Consider the following 15,524-nt stretch of genomic DNA (forward strand, 5'->3'; position numbering starts at 1 on the left):
CGCTACCTGGACGACGCCGCCGTGAGACCGGCCCGTCCCGGCCGCGCGAAGCCGTCCAGGTCGGCCCGGGTCAGGCCGTCCGTCGCCCGGGTCACCTCGGAGACATCGAGGGCGCCGCAGTCCAGGCCGCGCAGCAGATAGCCGCTGAGGGCCTTGGCCGTGGCGGGCTCGTCCATGACGTCGCCGCCGGCGCGGTTCGCGTAGCGGGAGAGGCGGGCGGCGGCCTGCTCGTAGCCCTCGCGGTAGAAGGCGAAGACGGCGGCGTACCGGGTCGGGATGTGCCGGGGGTGCATGTCCCAGCCCTGGTAGTAGGCGCGGGCGAGGGCACGGCGGGTGAGGCCGTAGTGCAGGCGCCAGGCCGCGTGGACCTGCTCGGTCGGGCCGACCGGCAGGACGTTGGTGGAGCCGTCCGAGACGCGTACGCCGGTGCCCGCCGCCGCGACCTGCATGATCGCCTTGGCGTGGTCGGCGGCCGGGTGGTCGCTGGCCTGGTACGCGGCGGAGACGCCGAGGCAGGCGCTGTAGTCGAAGGTGCCGTAGTGCAGACCGGTGGCCCTGCCCTCGGCGGCCTGGATCATCCGGGCGACCGTGGCGGTGCCGTCGGTGGCGAGGATGGACTGGCTGGTCTCGATCTGGATCTCGAAGCCGATCCGGCCGGGAGTGAGCCCGCGCGCCTTCTCGAACTCCTCCAGCAGCCGGACCATCGCGGTGACCTGCTCGGCGTACGTCACCTTGGGCAGGGTGAGGACCAGCCCCTCGGGGAGTCCGCCGGCCTCCATCAGGCCGCTCAGGAAGATGTCGAGGGTGCGGATGCCCCGGTCGCGGACCGGTGCCTCCATGCACTTCATGCGGATGCCCATGTACGGGGCGGCCGTGCCCTTCTCGTAGGCCTCGGCGATCAGACGGGCCGCGCGGGCCGCCGTCTCGTCCTCCTCGGCGTCCGGGCGCGGGCCGTAGCCGTCCTCGAAGTCGACGCGCAGGTCTTCGATCGGCTCGCGCTCCAGTTTGGCGCGGACACGGTCATGGACGGATTCGGCGAGGCCGTCGGGCAGGTCCAGCACGGCGGCGAAGGAGGCGGCGTCCGGGGCGTGTTCGTCGAGGGCGGCAAGGGCCTGGTCGCCCCAGGAGCGGATGGTGTCGGCGGCGAAGGCGTCCCCGGGGACGTACACGGTGTGGACGGGCTGGCGGGTGCCGGGGTCTCCGGGGTAGCGGCGTCCCAGCTCCGCGTCGACCGGGGCCAGGGAGGCGCTGATCGCCTCGCTGACGGTCCCCGCGAGGCTCGTCGTCACATTCTCCTGCCGACCCTGCACCATCCCAGACCCTCCATTTTCCGCACTACGGAATTATCAATCCGCATACCGAAGCTATCCGTCGATCTTCACCCCGGTCAACACCGTCTCGAAGCGGGATTCCGGATCCTCTTCCCCTGGTCACTGCCGAACAGGGGTCGTCTTCCGTATTCATTGGGCAAGATTCATTCTGACTCCGAAGGGGAGGGGATCGCGTGCCGAGAGAGGTCGGAGTGACGCGTCGCCAGGGGCTCAAGTCCGTGGCGGTCGCCGCCATAGCGGGGCCGCTGCTGACCACGGCGGGATCGTCGAATCCGGCGGCCGCCGGCGAACATCCGGGCGCCCTGAACGTCATGACGTACAACGTGCGCTTCGGGACCGTCGTCGACGAGACACCGCCGTGGTCCGTGCGCCGCCCGGTGATGCGGGAACTGCTGCGCCGCGAGCGCCCGCACGTCATCGGCACCCAAGAGGGGCTCTACCAGCAGGTGCGCGGTATCGAGCAGGATCTCGGCGGGCACTACGACTGGATCGGCACCGGCCGAGGGGGTGGCAGCAAGGACGAGTTCATGGCGGTCTTCTACGACACCCGAAGACTTGAGCCGCTCGAATTCGATCACTTCTGGCTGTCCGACACCCCCTACACGATCGCCTCCAACACCTGGAAGGCGGACTGGCTGCGCATGGTGACCTGGGTGAGATTCGCCGATCTCGCCGACGGGAGGCGGGAGTTCTACGTCCTCAACACCCACCTGGACAACGTCAGCCAGTACGCCCGGGAGCGCTCCGCGAAGCTCATCGGCAGGACGATCGCCGGGTGGGACCCGGCGGCACCGGTGATCGTCACCGGCGACTTCAACTCGCCCGCCCACGACAACCGGGTGTACGACCTGATGCTGGCGAACGGGCTCGTGGACACCTGGGACGCGGCGGCCTCGCGCAGCCCGGCGTACGGAACGTTCAACGCGTACCGGCCGCCCAAACCCGGCGGTCGGCGCATCGACTGGATCCTGACCTCGCCCGGGGTGACCACGAACTGGGCGGCGGTCAACACCTTCTCCGTGGACGGGCTTTACCCCAGCGACCATCTGCCGGTGCAGGCCTCGCTGACCCTGGGGTGAGCAGAGGCCCCCGCGACCGGTCGTACGGTCGCGGGGGCCTCGGACGGCTCAGGAGGCTCAGCCCTTGCGGGCGTTGATCTCCTCGGTGAGCTGCGGGACGACGTCGAAGAGGTCACCGACGACGCCGTAGTCGACGAGGTCGAAGATCGGGGCCTCGGCGTCCTTGTTGACGGCCACGATGGTCTTCGAGGTCTGCATGCCGGCGCGGTGCTGGATGGCGCCGGAGATGCCGTTGGCGATGTACAGCTGCGGGGAGACGGACTTGCCGGTCTGGCCGACCTGGTTGGTGTGCGGGTACCAGCCCGCGTCCACCGCGGCGCGCGAGGCGCCGACGGCGGCACCGAGGGAGTCGGCGAGCGCCTCGATGATCGGGAAGTTCTCGGCGCCGTTGACGCCACGGCCGCCGGAGACGACGATCGCGGCCTCGGTCAGCTCGGGGCGGCCGGTCGACTCGCGCGGGGTGCGCGCGGTGACCTTGGTGCCCGTGGCCTGGGCGGAGAAGGTGACGTCGAGGGCCTCGACGGCGCCCGCGGCCGGGGCGGCCTCCACCGGGGCGGAGTTCGGCTTGACCGTGATGACCGGGGTGCCCTTGGCGACGCGGGTCCTGGTGGTGAAGGACGCGGCGAACGCGGACTGCGTGGCCACCGGGCCCTCGTCGCCGGCCTCCAGGTCGACGGCGTCGGTGATGATGCCGGAGCCGATGCGCAGCGCCAGACGGGCGGCGATCTCCTTGCCCTCGGCGGAGGAGGGGACCAGCACGGCGGCCGGGGAGACGGCGGCGTACGCGGCCTGGAGGGCGTCGACCTTCGGGACGACCAGGTAGTCGGCGTACTCGGCGGCCTCGTGGGTGAGGACCTTGACGGCACCGTGCTCGGCGAGCGCGCCGGCGGTGGCGGCGGCACCGGCACCCAGGGCGACGGCGACCGGCTCGCCGATGCGGCGGGCGAGGGTCAGCAGCTCCAGGGTGGGCTTGCGGACGGCGCCGTCCACGTGATCGACGTAGACGAGAACTTCAGCCATGGGACTTCTACTCTCCTGCTTGCGGAAGATGAGGGGCGGTCTGCGGGACGGGGCCGGGCGAGCCTCGAACGGGGCCTAGATGAACTTCTGGCCCGCGAGGAACTCGGCCAGCTGCTTGCCGCCCTCGCCCTCGTCCTTGACGATCGTGCCGGCCGTGCGCGCCGGGCGCTGGGTCGCGGAGTCGACCACGGAGTACGCGCCCTCCAGACCGACCTCCTCGGCCTCCAGGTCGAGGTCGGACAGGTCCCAGGACTGAACCGGCTTCTTCTTGGCGGCCATGATGCCCTTGAAGGACGGGTAACGCGCCTCGCCGGACTGGTCGGTGACCGACACGACCGCCGGGAGGGAGGCCTCCAGCTGCTCGGACGCGGAGTCGCCGTCGCGGCGGCCCTTGACGACACCGTCCTCGACGGAGACCTCGGAGAGCAGGGTGACCTGCGGGACGCCCAGACGCTCGGCGAGCAGCGCCGGTACGACACCCATGGTGCCGTCGGTGGAGGCCATGCCGGAGATGACCAGGTCGAAGCCGGCCTTCTCGATCGCCTTGGCCAGCACCAGGGAGGTGCCGATGGCGTCGGTGCCGTGCAGGTCGTCGTCCTCGACGTGGATCGCCTTGTCGGCGCCCATCGACAGGGCCTTGCGCAGCGCGTCCTTGGCGTCCTCGGGGCCGACGGTCAGGACCGTGATCTCCGCGTCGTCGGCCTCGTCGGCGATCTGCAGCGCCTGCTCGACCGCGTACTCGTCGAGCTCCGAGAGCAGACCGTCCACGTCGTCACGGTCGACGGTCAGGTCATCGGCGAAGTGCCGGTCGCCAGTGGCGTCGGGCACGTACTTCACAGTGACAACGATCCTCAAGCTCACGCCGGCTCTCCTACTGCATCGTCTGTTCCGGGCTGCCTTCCTGCAGGCAGCATAGGCGCCTCAAAGCGGCAGATCCCGATGGGGGCGACCCGCGCTCCGAACGAAATATTACTCGCCAGTAGACCCACTTCGCGCCCACTGAGCAAGCGCTTTGACGTGTGACCTTCGCAACGCAGCGTAACCGGAACCCGGCAGCCCCGCAGCATCGCCAAAATCACATTGTACCGATCGGTCGATCACCGTCGGTCAGTCTCGGAGTCCGTTGAAGCGGCCCTGGTGATAGAGAAGCGGACGCCCGGAACCCGCGGGATCGCCCAGCACGACCTCGGCCAGCACGATCCGGTGGTCCCCGGCCGGCACGCGCGCGACGGGCCGGCACACCAGCCAGGCGAGGACACCGTCGAGGACGGGCACCCCTTCGGGACCCTCACGCCAGGCGGTGGGCGCGCCGAACCGGTCGGCGCCGCTGCGGGCGAAGGTCGCGGCCAGCTCGTGCTGGTGCTCACCGAGTATGTGGACGCCGACATGGTCGGCCTCGGACATCGCGGGCCAGCTGGAGGCACCGGTGCCGATGCCGAAGGAGATGAGCGGCGGCTCGGCGGAGACGGAGGCGAGGGAGGTCGCGGTGAAACCGACGGGCCCGGCGCTGCCCCGGGCGGTGATCACCGCGACCCCTGCCGCGTGCTGCCGGAAGACGGAACGCAGGAGGCCGGGAGAGGCGGGAAGGATGGACTGAGAGGTACCGAGAGCGGGCGTGGCCGTCATGGAGTTGTCCTTCTGCGAGAGACGGTGAGCTGGTCGGCGGCTGCTCAACGGCCCGGACAGCGCGCACTCGCGGTGCGCACGAGGTCCACGTGGACGCGCGCGTGGAGAAGGAGTTCCGGAGGCATAGGGTCAGGCTGACGATAGATGGTGGGCGCAGTCAAGTGGCTTCCGGCATCTGGGAGATGCGTCACCGAACCCACCGTCAGCGGCGGTGTCGGATGCCCGGAGTGCCTCAAACGGCCTCCCCCAGCGCGGCGATGACCTCTTCCTTGCGCGGCTGCCCGGTCGCCCGCCGCACGATCCGCCCGTCGGCGTCGAGGACCAGCACAGTGGGCGTCTTCAGGATGTCCAGCCTGCGTACGAGGTCCAGATGCGCCTCGGCGTCGATCTCGACGTGGGTGACGCCGGGGACGAGGCCGGCCACCTCACCGAGGATGCGACGGGTGGCCCGGCAGGGCGCGCAGAAGGCACTGGAGAACTGGACGAGCGTCGCCCGCTCGCCGAGGTTCTCGCCCAACTCGGCGGCGCCCAGCCGCTTTCCGTCGTCGCGCACACGCACGCGCACTCTCCCGCTCCGCCGCCGATGCAGCACTCCGAAGGCGCTCGCCGCCGCGAGCACTGCCACACACATCACGATTCCGGTCATCCTCGACTCCAGCGTTCATCAGACTGCAAAGATTCCCGCCTGCTCGAATCCTTGCTTGTTGCGGAATGATCGCTTCATGGACATCGATGTGAGAGGGCCGCGTTTCGGGGCGGCCGTGACGACCGTCGTGCTGGCGGTCGTACTGGTCACCGGGAGCCCGTGGCTGCTGGCCTGGCAGACGCTGGCGTTCGCGCTGGGCGCGGCGGGCGGGGTCGGGCGTTCCCCGTACGGCTGGCTGTTCCGCAAAGCCGTCCGTCCGCGGCTCTGCCCGCCGACGGAGTTCGAGGCGCCCGAGCCGCCGCGGTTCGCACAGGCGGTCGGTCTCGTCTTCGCGGGCGTGGGGCTCGCCGGGTACGCGCTGGGTGTGGAGTGGCTGGGGCTCGCGGCCACCGGCGCGGCTCTGGCGGCGGCGTTCCTGAACGCCGCGTTCGGGTACTGCCTGGGGTGCGAGATGTACCTCGTCGTACGGCGGGTGACGGTACGCGCGGAGTAAAGGCGGTTTAAAAGCACAAGGTGGATCAAGGGATGACGTGACGATTATCTCGCCACGCACAGGCACGAGGGCTGGTCACTCGTCCGTTCTTGGGGCACGATCTGCGCAACGCTGTAAAACCTACGGCTGCGTAACTTCCCGCCGGGAACCGCCTTCCCAGGCAGAGCAGAGAGAAGGGTCATCCCCGTCCATGGCTGAGCTTGTCTACCGTCCCGCCATCGGTCTCGCCCAGACACTGTTCAAGGCCTGGGACCTGAAGATCGACCTCAAGGGAACGGAGAACATCCCGCGCTCGGGTGGGGCGGTGCTGGTGAGCAACCACATCGGCTACCTGGACTTCATCTTCGACGGGCTCGCGGCTCTCCCGCAGAAGCGTCTGGTGCGCTTCATGGCGAAGGAATCGGTGTTCCGGCACAAGGTCTCCGGCCCGTTGATGCGCAACATGAAGCACATCCCCGTGGACCGCAAGAACGGCGAGGCGGCATACGCGCACGCCCTGGAGGCGCTGCAGTCCGGCGAGATCGTCGGAGTCTTCCCCGAGGCCACGATCTCGCAGTCGTTCACGCTGAAGAGCTTCAAGTCCGGCGCCGCGAGGATGGCCCAGGAGGCGGGCGTCCCGCTGATCCCGATGGCCGTGTGGGGTACGCAGCGCCTGTGGACCAAGGGGCACCCGCGCAACTTCAAGCGCAGCCACATCCCCATCACGATCCGGGTCGGCGAGGCCATCGAGGCGTCCCGCGACAAGTACGCCGGCGCGCTCACGCGGCAGGTGCGCGAGCGCGTGAACGAGCTTCTGGAGGCGGCTCAGCGGGCGTACCCGGTTCGCCCCAAGGGGCCGGACGACACCTGGTGGATGCCGGCGCATCTCGGCGGAACCGCGCCGACGCCGGAAGAGGTTCGGGAGACCGAGGCGCGCTAGTTTTTCCGGGCCTGCGCGTGGTTCGTCGGCTGCCGGCCTGTGGGGGCTGGTCGCGCAGTTCCCCGCGCCCCTAAAAGCGGTCGGTCACCTCACCGTGATTTGTGCCCCGGGACTGAACTTCTCCAGGAGTTCGGCCAGTTCCGCGCCGGCCGCCCCCGCCGCCGCTGCCGTCATCGGGGACAGGCACTCCAACAGGAAGATCGCGGACGTGGTCTGTTCGGTGAGCCTCGTGCGCGGGCCCTGGCGCCAGTTCCAGCGGCGGCATGTCACGCCCGCGTCGTCGCACCAGACGACCTCACCGGCGTCGGGGTGCTCGACGGTCTCCTCGCCCCCGGCCACGGTCACGAAGTCCTCGGCGCCGGTGGCGCGGACGAGCCGCATCCCACCCCGGATGCGGTCGAGGTCCTCGCCGCCGACCGGGACCAGGTGCGCGACGCTGATCGCGTTGTAGACGTCGACCAGGACGTTGATCCGGGGCAGTCCGGCCTCCGTCAGGGCCCGCTTGGCGAGCGCCTCGGCCGAGTTGCGGGTGCGTGAGGGCTTGGAGCCGAACGCCGTGTACGTGTCCCGCCAGGCGACCATGTGCGGGTCCTCGTGCGGGGCCCGGCCGTCCAGGCGTACGGCGAGCCGGCGGGCCGCGTCGTCGAGGAGGGTCGAACTGGCGTCGGTGCTGGGCCCGTTGACGAGTCCGTGCGCCTCGATCGCGACGTGGGTGAAGCCGGGCGCGAGCGTGCGCACCTCGTCGGACACGGTCAGGGTGAGTGTCATCGCCTGCCTCAGAGTGCGGTGGGGAGCGTCTTCCAGAGATACGGCCTGTCGGGCGCGGCCTTCAGCGCGCCGAGCACGACCGGGTGAGGTTCAGCGTACAGTACTGGATAGTCCATCTCATTGAACTTTACATCCGGGATCCACGCCAGTCGCTCACCGTCGAGGGAGAACCGCGCGTCCACGCCCGCCTTGTTGCGCCGCGGGTCCTGGCGATGCCAGGCACCGTTGAACCGTACGGCGATCAGACCGTGGACGACATGACCGCCCCCGTCGTCGTGCGTCAGCCGCTGATAGCACAGCGCCGTGGGGATGTCCTCGGCGCGCAGCAGTGCGGTCAGCGCATGGGCCTTGGCGTGACAGATGCCGGTGCGCTGCTCCAGGACCGTGGAGGCCCGCCAGGTGACCCGCGGGTCACCGCTGTCGGCGGAGTGCGGGATGGTGTCGCGCACGAATTCATAGGCGGCCTGCGCATAGGCATACGAGTCCGCCGCACCCTTGGCGAGTCTCGCGGCGGTCTCCCGTACCAGCGGATGATGATGGTCGATGACCTCGTCAGCTGCCAGATACGCGGACAGGTCAGGGGTGTTCTGGATCAGCTCCATGGGTCGAGAGCATAGAAAAGCGATCACCCGAGAGTCAATGACTTTTCAGGTGATCGCATATCTATGCACGGAAGAGGGTGCTAGCGCGCCATCTCCTCCTTCAGCGCCGCCACGAACGCGTCCACGTCGTCCTCGGTCGTGTCGAAGGCGCACATCCAGCGGACGTCGCCTGCGGCCTCGTCCCAGAAGTAGAAGCGGAAGCGCTTCTGCAGGCGTTCGCTCACGTCGTGCGGAAGGCGGGCGAAGACCGCGTTCGCCTGGACCGGGTGAAGGATCTCGACCCCGTGCACGGCCCGCACACCCTCCGCCAGCCGCTGCGCCATCTCGTTGGAGTGGCGGGCGTTGCGCAGCCACAGGTCCTTGGCGAGCAGCGCCTCCAACTGCACCGAGACGAAGCGCATCTTGGAGGCGAGCTGCATGGACAGCTTGCGCAGGTGCTTCATGTGGCTGACGGCGTCCTGGTCGATGACGACGACCGCCTCACCGAACAGCGCGCCGTTCTTCGTCCCGCCGAGGGAGAGGATGTCGACACCGACCGCGTTGGTGAACGTCCGCATCGGGACGTCGAGCGAGGCCGCCGCGTTGGCTATGCGGGAGCCGTCCAGATGGACCTTCATGCCGTGCGCGTGGGCGTGGTCGCAGATCGCGCGGATCTCGTCCGGGGTGTAGAGGGTGCCCAGTTCCGTGCTCTGGGTGATCGAGACGACCTGTGGCATCGCGCGGTGCTCGTCGTCCCAGCCGTACGCCTGCCGGTCGATGAGGTCGGGGGTCAGCTTGCCGTCCGGGGTGGGCACCGTGAGCAGCTTGAGGCCGCCCATGCGTTCGGGGGCGCCGCCCTCGTCGACGTTGATGTGCGCGCTCTCGGCGCAGATCACGGCGCCCCAGCGGTCGGTGACCGCCTGGAGCGCGACGACATTGGCCCCGGTGCCGTTGAAGACGGGGAACGCCTCCGCCGTGGCCCCGAAATGGCTGCGGACGAGCCGCTGGAGGTTCTCCGTGTAGTCGTCCTCGCCGTACGCGACCTGGTGCCCGCCGTTGGCCAGGGCCAGGGCGGCGAGCACCTCGGGGTGGGCCCCCGCGTAGTTGTCGCTGGCGAAGCCTCGGGCCTCCGGGTCGTGGTGACGGCGCGCGTCGGTCTTCGGAGGGTTCACGGCTTCTCGGTCAGCCACAGACGTTTCCCGTTCACTTCGGCGGCGGGCTGCTCCCAGACGCCGACGATGGCCTCGGCCAGCTCCTTGACGTCGGTGAAGCCCGCGAACTTCGCGTTGGGTCGCTCGGCACGCATCGCCTCGTGCACCAACGCCTTCACGACCAGGATCGCAGCCGCCGATGTCGGCCCCTCGGCGCCCTCCGACGCCCCGGCCTTGCGGAAGTAGTCGGCCATGGCGAGCGTCCACGCCTCGGCGGCGGCCTTGGCGGCGGCGTACGCGGCGTTGCCCGCGGTGGGGTTGCTCGCGCCGGCGGCGCTGGTCAGGACGTACCGGCCGCGGTCGCTGCGCTGGAGCGCCTCGTGGAAGGCGAGCGAGGTGTGCTGCACGGTGCGGATGAGCAGCAGTTCCAGCAGGTCCCAGTCGTCGAGGACCGTCTTGGTGAAGGTCTCGCTGCCGCGCCAGCCGCCGACGAGATGGACCAGGCCGTCGACCCGCCCGAAGTCCTTCTCGATACGGGTGGCCCAGTCCCTCGTCGACTGGAGATCGAGCAGGTCGACGGTGTCGCCGACGACGGTGGCACCGCCGTACGCGTAGCTCGCCGCGTCCACGGCCTCCGCGAGACGCTCCGGGTCGTTGTCCGAGCCGACGACGGTCGCACCCGCCTCGGCGAGCCGCAGCAGCGTCGCCCGGCCGGCCGGTCCGCCGGCGCCCGCGACCGCGATCACCGCACCGCTGAGAGCACCGTTCCCCATGTTCATCGCCTCCTGAGCAGTGATTTCGGTGGCACGGTCGCTCACGCGGCGATCCGCTCGGCGCTCTCCGCCGTGATCCCCCTGGTGGAGGCGATCACGTTCTTCAGCTTCTTGGAGAGGGCCTCATAGAACATGCTCAGCGGAAACTCGTCCGGAAGCACGTCGTCGACGAGCTTGCGGGGCGGCTGGCTCAGGTCGAGGGCGTCGGGGCCCTTGGCCCAGCGGGAGCCCGGGTGCGGAGCGAGATACACGGAGACCAGCTCGTACGCCTTGAACCAGTGGACGAGCTTGGGCCGGTCGATGCCCTCGCGGTACAGGGTCTCGATCTCGGCGCAGAGCTGGTTGGTGACCTGCGGGGCGCGCTGCCAGTCGATGTGAAGCTTGTTGTCGGTCCAGCGGATCACGTCGTGCTGGTGCAGGTACGCGAAGAGGAGCTGGCCGCCGAGGCCGTCGTAGTTGCGGACACGCTCGCCGGTGACCGGGAAGCGGAACATCCGGTCGAACAGCACGGCGAACTGCACGTCACGAGCCTGCGGGATGCCCTCCGCCTCCAGCTTCACGGCCTCCTTGAAGGCGGTGAGGTCACAGCGCAGCTCCTCCAGGCCGTACATCCAGAACGGCTGGCGCTGCTTGATCATGAAGGGGTCGAAGGGCAGGTCGCCGTGGCTGTGGGTGCGGTCGTGGACCATGTCCCACAGGACGAACGCCTCTTCGCAGCGCTTCTGGTCGTGGACCATCGCGGCGACGTCCGCGGGCAGTTCGAGGCCGAGGATGTCGACGGCCGCGTCGGTGACACGGCGGAAGCGGGCGGCCTCGCGGTCGCAGAAGATACCGCCCCAGGTGAATCGTTCCGGCGCCTCGCGCACGGCGATGGTCTCCGGGAAGAGGACGGCCGAGTTGGTGTCGTACCCGGCGGTGAAGTCCTCGAAGGTGATGCCGCAGAACAGCGGGTTGTCGTAACGCGTGCGCTCCAGCTCGGCCAGCCAGTCGGGCCAGACCATGCGCAGGACGACCGCTTCGAGGTTGCGGTCGGGGTTGCCGTTCTGCGTGTACATCGGGAAGACGACCAGGTGCTGGAGTCCGTCCGCGCGGCTCGCGGCGGGCTGGAAGGCCAGCAGCGAGTCGAGGAAGTCCGGCACCCGGAAACCACTGTCGGACCAGCGGCGCAGATCCTTGGCGAGCGCCTGGTGGTAGTCGGTGTCGTGCGGGAGCAGCGGGGAGAGTTCCACGACGGCGTCCACGATCCGGCGTACCGCGAGATCGACGTCAGCGTGGTCCGGGGCGTCCTCCCGGTCGAAATCGATCGACCCGTCCTTGGCCTGCCATGGCCGGATCTGCTCCACGGCATCCTTGAGCACGGGCCATGCCGGGTGCTCCACCACCCTGCCGAGCGCAGCAATGCGCTCGTCCGGAACCGCCTGCACAAGAATTTCCGTCATGTCCCATCCTCCACGGGAGAACCTCGCGTATGGACACCGTATGCGTACGAGGTTCCCGACCACAAGCCAGGAAAGGGGAGATTATCCTGTGCACCATCATGGTCACCGTATTTTTTCCTGCCGGAAACCTTGAGGACAGTGACTTCCCTACCCGACGGTGACCGGTTCACACCCCTTCCCGGATCACTGCTTCCGGCCATCCGTTCCGGCGCGTCCGTAGGGGTTCAATGCCGGGCCGGGCGGTTAGGCTGCGGCAGCCGAGCGCCGTCGACGGAAGCGAGTTGACCTTGAACTTCCTGACCATCGGGCACCGCGGAATCATGGGCGTGGAACCGGAGAACACCCTGCGTTCGTTCGTCGCCGCCGAGCAGGCGGGTCTCGACATGATCGAACTCGATCTGCGTCTCAGCAGGGACGGCACCCTGGTCGTCATGCACGACGCCGACCTGGACCGTACGACGGACGGCACCGGGCCGGTCGCCGAGCGGACTCTTGCCGAACTGCGTGCCCTGGACGCGGGCCGCGACGAGCGTGTCCCGCTCTTCGAAGAGGTCCTGGACGCTGTCGGCGTACCGCTCCAGGCCGAGATCAAGGACACGGCCGCGGCCCGGGCGCTGGCCGAGGTGATGGAGCGCCGGGGGCTGACCGCGCGGGTCGAGGTGTCCTCGTTCCACGAGGAGGCGATCGCCGAGATCACCCGCCTGGTGCCCGGGGTACGCACGGCGCTCATCGCCGGCCGTTACGGCACCGACGTGGCGGACCGCGCGACCCGCGCCGGCGCCTCGACCGTGTGTCTCGACATCCGCCGCCTCACCCTGGAGATCGTCGAACTGGCACGGAAGTCGGACCTGTGGATCATCGGCTGGGTCGTGAACACCCAAGACCACCTGCGCCTCGCACGCGCCCTGCAACTGGACGGCGTGACCACCGACTACCCGCAGATCAAACGCACGGGCCGCTTCACCGCGTAGCGAGCACCTCGGGGATCACACCAGTTCCTTGACCAGCAGCTCGAACTGCAGATCGTCACGCTGCGGCACACCGAACCGCTCGTCGCCGTACGGGAAGGGGCTCATCTCTCCCGTGCGGCGGTAGCCGCGCCGCTCGTACCAGGCGATCAGGTCGTTCCGTACGGAGATCACGGTCATGTGCATCGCCCGCGCGCCCCAGGTCTCGCGCGCCGAGCGCTCCGCCTCGGCGATGATCACCTTGCCGAGGCCGGCGCCCTGGAGGGCCGGGCTGACCGCGAACATGCCGAAGTAGGCGTGGTCGCCGCGGTGTTCGAGCTGACAGCAGGCGACCACCCGGCCGTCCTGTTCGACGGTCAGCAGTCGGCTGTCGGGCGACTTGATCACGTCGAGTACGCCCTGCGCGTCGCTCCGCTGACCTTCGAGGATGTCCGCCTCGGTGGTCCAGCCGGCCCGGCTGGAATCTCCCCGGTACGCCGACTCGATCAGCGCGACGAGGACGTCGACGTCGGCCTCCGTGGCGTCACGGAAGGTGGGTCCAGGGGCGGCGGTGTCCATGGCGGCGGTTCTCCGGGGGCTCGGGGGGCTCGGGTCGCCCCTAGTGCGCGGGCACCGACGATCGTAACTCCGGTCGCAGGCGATCCCACTAGGCTCCGGTCGCATGGTGCATGTACTGAGCAGCCGGATCCTCCTCCACCCCCTCGACCCGGAGCGTTCCCGGGTCTTCTACGGCGAGCGCCTGGGGCTCGGCGTCCACCGCGAGTTCGGTACGGGGCCGGAGCGGGGCACGGTCTACTTCCTCGGCGGAGGGTTCCTGGAGCTCTCGGGGCGGGCCGAGGAGCCCCCGTCGCCGTCCGTACGGCTGTGGCTGCAGGTGGCGGACGTGACGGCCGCGCACGACGAACTTGCGTCCCGGGGCGTCGAGGTCCTCCGGCCGCCGGTGAAGGAGCCGTGGGGGCTCGTCGAGATGTGGATCGCGGATCCGGACGGCACCCGGATCGTGCTGGTGGAGGTACCGGCGGACCATCCGTTGCGCTACCGGCCCGGTATCTGAGACTCGCGGGCTCAGAAGCGCAGCGCGCCCCTCCGCCCCTCCAGCCGGCCGAGCAACTCGCCCAGCAGTCCCGCGAGTTCCAGCTGACCGGTGCCATCGACGCCGGACAACACGCCGTTCTCATAGGCGAGTTGCTCGGGCAGCACACCGTCGACGAGGTCGCGTCCGGCGTCGGTGAGACGCACATGGGCGACCCGCCGGTCCCGGCTGTCACCGCGCCGCTCCACGAGGCCCCGCTCGGTCAGCTGCTTGAGCCGCTTGGTGACGGCGGCCCCGGAGGAGAAGGTCTCGCGGGCCAGTTCGCTCGGGGTCAGTTCGTGGCCGGTGCGCCGGAGCGCGCCGAGCAGCTCGAACTCCGGGCGGGTGAGGCCCACCCGGCGCAGCGGAGCGTCCTCGGCCTGCTGGAGGAGGGCGGCGCAGCGGTTGATCCGGCCGATGATCTCGATGGGGCCGGTGTCGAGGCCGGGATGAACGGCCTGCCACTGCCGCACCACTGCGGCCACGGTGTCGTCAGCCCGGCGGAGGGGGACTCGCGACCCGGCGGTCCGCTCCTCGGCCGCCGCTGCTCCCCCGGGCGCCGCGCCCCCGTTCACTGCCGTCATGGCCGTACGTCCTCCGTCGCGGGTGTCGTCCGTGCGTCTACCGGCGTCCGCCTGGAGGCGGATCCCCGGGCCTCGTGCCGTCGCCGCGAGCGTACGGTGTCCGGACCGTTCGGCGAGCACGACCCGCTCCTTGGGGCGGGTGCGCTGCCACCACTCGCCGGCCGCCCTGTCCGCCGTGGTGCGCAGGTCGGCGAGGGCGGCGGCGAGGCTGCGGCGGGCGGAAGCCACGGATTCGGGTACGGGACGTACGTCCGTCAGAGCGCGTTCGGCATGGGTGCGGGCGTGTTCGACCGCCGCGACCGCGTGCTCGACGCGCTCGCCCGCGCGGTGGTTGGTGACCGCGACGGCCGCGACCGAGCCGAGCGGCGCGCCGACGAGCGTGTCCACGATCCGCTCGGCCACCAGGTGGCCCGGTTCCTGGAACCCCGTGACGCGAGAGAGGCGCGATCGGCAAGAGCACAGCCGGGGCAGTCCGGGCGGCGAGGGGCGGGTGTGAGCCGAGCCTGCTCCACAACGGCTCCGGTGGGGCGACGAGTTCGGCGGCGGACGACTTGCGCGCGAAGGGCTCGACGAGTCGCGGGAACTGTCGGCCGCCACACAACTCCCTTGCCCAGGTGCGGAGTTCGTCGTGCCCGCTTTCGGCGGGCGCGGTGAGCGTGAACTCGGCGCGCACAACCAGCTGTTCGAGGGTGCCTCGGGTTCGGGCGCGAACGGCGCCCGGGCGCCCGCCGGGCCGTCCGGATCGAGGCCTCGGCGGCGCCCCTCGACCGGACGTACTCATGACCGCCGATGCCGGTACCGGCGGCGAACACCTCGACATGAACGGCGTCGGCGGTCAGGGCATGGGCCGCGGACGCGGGCCCGGGCGGCGTACGGGCGGTCGTGGGCGCAGAGCCCGCACAGGGCGCGCCATCGCGTACATCGCGGGGTCGAGGCGGTCCGGCGCCGCCAGGGTCAGACACGGCGGCGCGACGGCGGCGACGTCGAAGATCAGCAGGTGTTTCACCTGCAAAACATCTGCTCTCACCTGCGGTGCTCCGGCAAACGCTCCCCCGCGTACACCCTTGCGCTCGT

The 15,524-nt window shown here is 70.0% G+C and carries 18 protein-coding genes; 5 read left to right on the forward strand and 13 right to left on the reverse strand.

Annotated elements, in window-relative coordinates; genetic code table 11:
* Positions 1–2: 2 nt before the first annotated feature.
* The gene (locus OHN74_RS03630; RefSeq protein ID WP_327693052.1) at positions 3–1,313 is read right to left on the reverse strand and encodes a DUF6986 family protein; all 1,311 of its coding nucleotides are present in this window, start codon (positions 1,311–1,313) and stop codon (positions 3–5) included.
* Positions 1,314–1,504: 191 nt separating this feature from the next.
* Between OHN74_RS03630 and OHN74_RS03635 the strand changes: the two genes are divergently transcribed.
* Positions 1,505–2,410 (forward strand): endonuclease/exonuclease/phosphatase family protein, encoded by a 906-nt coding sequence (locus tag OHN74_RS03635; protein ID WP_327693053.1) that lies wholly within the window; start codon positions 1,505–1,507, stop codon positions 2,408–2,410.
* A 57-nt stretch (positions 2,411–2,467) separates the two neighbouring features.
* On the opposite strand, the gene OHN74_RS03640 is transcribed toward OHN74_RS03635, so the two are convergent.
* The 4 genes from OHN74_RS03640 to OHN74_RS03655 all read right to left on the reverse strand — a co-directional run bounded on the left by OHN74_RS03640 (position 2,468) and on the right by OHN74_RS03655 (position 5,702).
* Positions 2,468–3,430 (reverse strand): electron transfer flavoprotein subunit alpha/FixB family protein, encoded by a 963-nt coding sequence (locus OHN74_RS03640; protein WP_327693054.1) that lies wholly within the window; start codon positions 3,428–3,430, stop codon positions 2,468–2,470.
* Between the two features lie 75 nt (positions 3,431–3,505).
* Entirely contained in the window at positions 3,506–4,291 is a 786-nt protein-coding gene (locus OHN74_RS03645) for an electron transfer flavoprotein subunit beta/FixA family protein (RefSeq protein ID WP_327693055.1), read from the reverse strand.
* A gap of 246 nt (positions 4,292–4,537) precedes the next feature.
* On the reverse strand, positions 4,538–5,056 hold the full coding sequence (locus OHN74_RS03650) for a flavin reductase family protein (protein ID WP_327693056.1): 519 nt from the start codon (positions 5,054–5,056) through the stop codon (positions 4,538–4,540).
* Positions 5,057–5,288: 232 nt separating this feature from the next.
* Positions 5,289–5,702 carry a thioredoxin family protein gene (locus OHN74_RS03655; protein ID WP_327693057.1) on the reverse strand — a complete coding sequence of 138 codons (414 nt, stop codon included), beginning with the start codon at positions 5,700–5,702 and terminating at the stop codon, positions 5,289–5,291.
* A 76-nt stretch (positions 5,703–5,778) separates the two neighbouring features.
* On the opposite strand from OHN74_RS03655, the gene OHN74_RS03660 reads away from it, so the two are divergent.
* Together OHN74_RS03660 and OHN74_RS03665 are read left to right on the forward strand one after the other, a co-directional pair.
* Entirely contained in the window at positions 5,779–6,195 is a 417-nt protein-coding gene (locus OHN74_RS03660; RefSeq protein WP_327693058.1) for a DUF4395 domain-containing protein, read from the forward strand.
* A gap of 190 nt (positions 6,196–6,385) precedes the next feature.
* Positions 6,386–7,114: a lysophospholipid acyltransferase family protein gene (locus tag OHN74_RS03665; protein WP_327693059.1), complete on the forward strand. Its 729-nt coding sequence runs from the start codon at positions 6,386–6,388 to the stop codon at positions 7,112–7,114.
* An 84-nt stretch (positions 7,115–7,198) separates the two neighbouring features.
* On the opposite strand, the gene OHN74_RS03670 is transcribed toward OHN74_RS03665, so the two are convergent.
* The 5 genes from OHN74_RS03670 to OHN74_RS03690 all read right to left on the reverse strand — a co-directional run bounded on the left by OHN74_RS03670 (position 7,199) and on the right by OHN74_RS03690 (position 11,826).
* Positions 7,199–7,882, reverse strand: coding sequence for a B3/B4 domain-containing protein (locus OHN74_RS03670; protein ID WP_327693060.1), 684 nt, complete (start codon positions 7,880–7,882; stop codon positions 7,199–7,201).
* A gap of 8 nt (positions 7,883–7,890) precedes the next feature.
* Positions 7,891–8,484: a transglutaminase-like domain-containing protein gene (locus OHN74_RS03675; protein ID WP_327693061.1), complete on the reverse strand. Its 594-nt coding sequence runs from the start codon at positions 8,482–8,484 to the stop codon at positions 7,891–7,893.
* A gap of 80 nt (positions 8,485–8,564) precedes the next feature.
* Positions 8,565–9,635, reverse strand: a complete 1,071-nt coding sequence (locus tag OHN74_RS03680) for a threonine aldolase family protein (protein ID WP_327693062.1) — start codon at positions 9,633–9,635, stop codon at positions 8,565–8,567.
* On the reverse strand, positions 9,632–10,387 hold the full coding sequence (locus OHN74_RS03685) for an SDR family NAD(P)-dependent oxidoreductase (protein ID WP_327693063.1): 756 nt from the start codon (positions 10,385–10,387) through the stop codon (positions 9,632–9,634). The genes OHN74_RS03680 and OHN74_RS03685 overlap by 4 nt, the downstream gene beginning before the upstream one ends.
* A gap of 41 nt (positions 10,388–10,428) precedes the next feature.
* Positions 10,429–11,826 (reverse strand): DUF6421 family protein, encoded by a 1,398-nt coding sequence (locus OHN74_RS03690; RefSeq protein ID WP_327693064.1) that lies wholly within the window; start codon positions 11,824–11,826, stop codon positions 10,429–10,431.
* Between the two features lie 287 nt (positions 11,827–12,113).
* Here OHN74_RS03690 and OHN74_RS03695 point away from each other — a divergent pair, with 287 nt between their 5' ends.
* A complete protein-coding gene (locus OHN74_RS03695) occupies positions 12,114–12,797 on the forward strand; it encodes a glycerophosphodiester phosphodiesterase (RefSeq protein WP_327699974.1) in 684 nt (227 codons plus the stop codon).
* Positions 12,798–12,812: 15 nt separating this feature from the next.
* Here the strand turns inward: OHN74_RS03695 and OHN74_RS03700 are convergent, their stop codons facing one another.
* The gene (locus OHN74_RS03700; protein ID WP_327693065.1) at positions 12,813–13,352 is read right to left on the reverse strand and encodes a GNAT family N-acetyltransferase; all 540 of its coding nucleotides are present in this window, start codon (positions 13,350–13,352) and stop codon (positions 12,813–12,815) included.
* Positions 13,353–13,455: 103 nt separating this feature from the next.
* On the opposite strand from OHN74_RS03700, the gene OHN74_RS03705 reads away from it, so the two are divergent.
* A complete protein-coding gene (locus OHN74_RS03705; RefSeq protein ID WP_327693066.1) occupies positions 13,456–13,848 on the forward strand; it encodes a VOC family protein in 393 nt (130 codons plus the stop codon).
* Between the two features lie 11 nt (positions 13,849–13,859).
* Here OHN74_RS03705 and OHN74_RS03710 read toward each other — a convergent pair whose 3' ends face one another.
* Together OHN74_RS03710 and OHN74_RS03715 are read right to left on the reverse strand one after the other, a co-directional pair.
* Positions 13,860–14,450 (reverse strand): MarR family winged helix-turn-helix transcriptional regulator, encoded by a 591-nt coding sequence (locus OHN74_RS03710; protein WP_327699975.1) that lies wholly within the window; start codon positions 14,448–14,450, stop codon positions 13,860–13,862.
* 835 nt (positions 14,451–15,285) lie between these two features.
* Positions 15,286–15,456, reverse strand: a complete 171-nt coding sequence (locus tag OHN74_RS03715) for a hypothetical protein (protein WP_327700467.1) — start codon at positions 15,454–15,456, stop codon at positions 15,286–15,288.
* Positions 15,457–15,524: the final 68 nt, after the last annotated feature.

Origin of the sequence: Streptomyces sp. NBC_00459 (assembly GCF_036013955.1) — a bacterium.
Classification (GTDB): Bacteria; Actinomycetota; Actinomycetes; order Streptomycetales; family Streptomycetaceae; genus Streptomyces.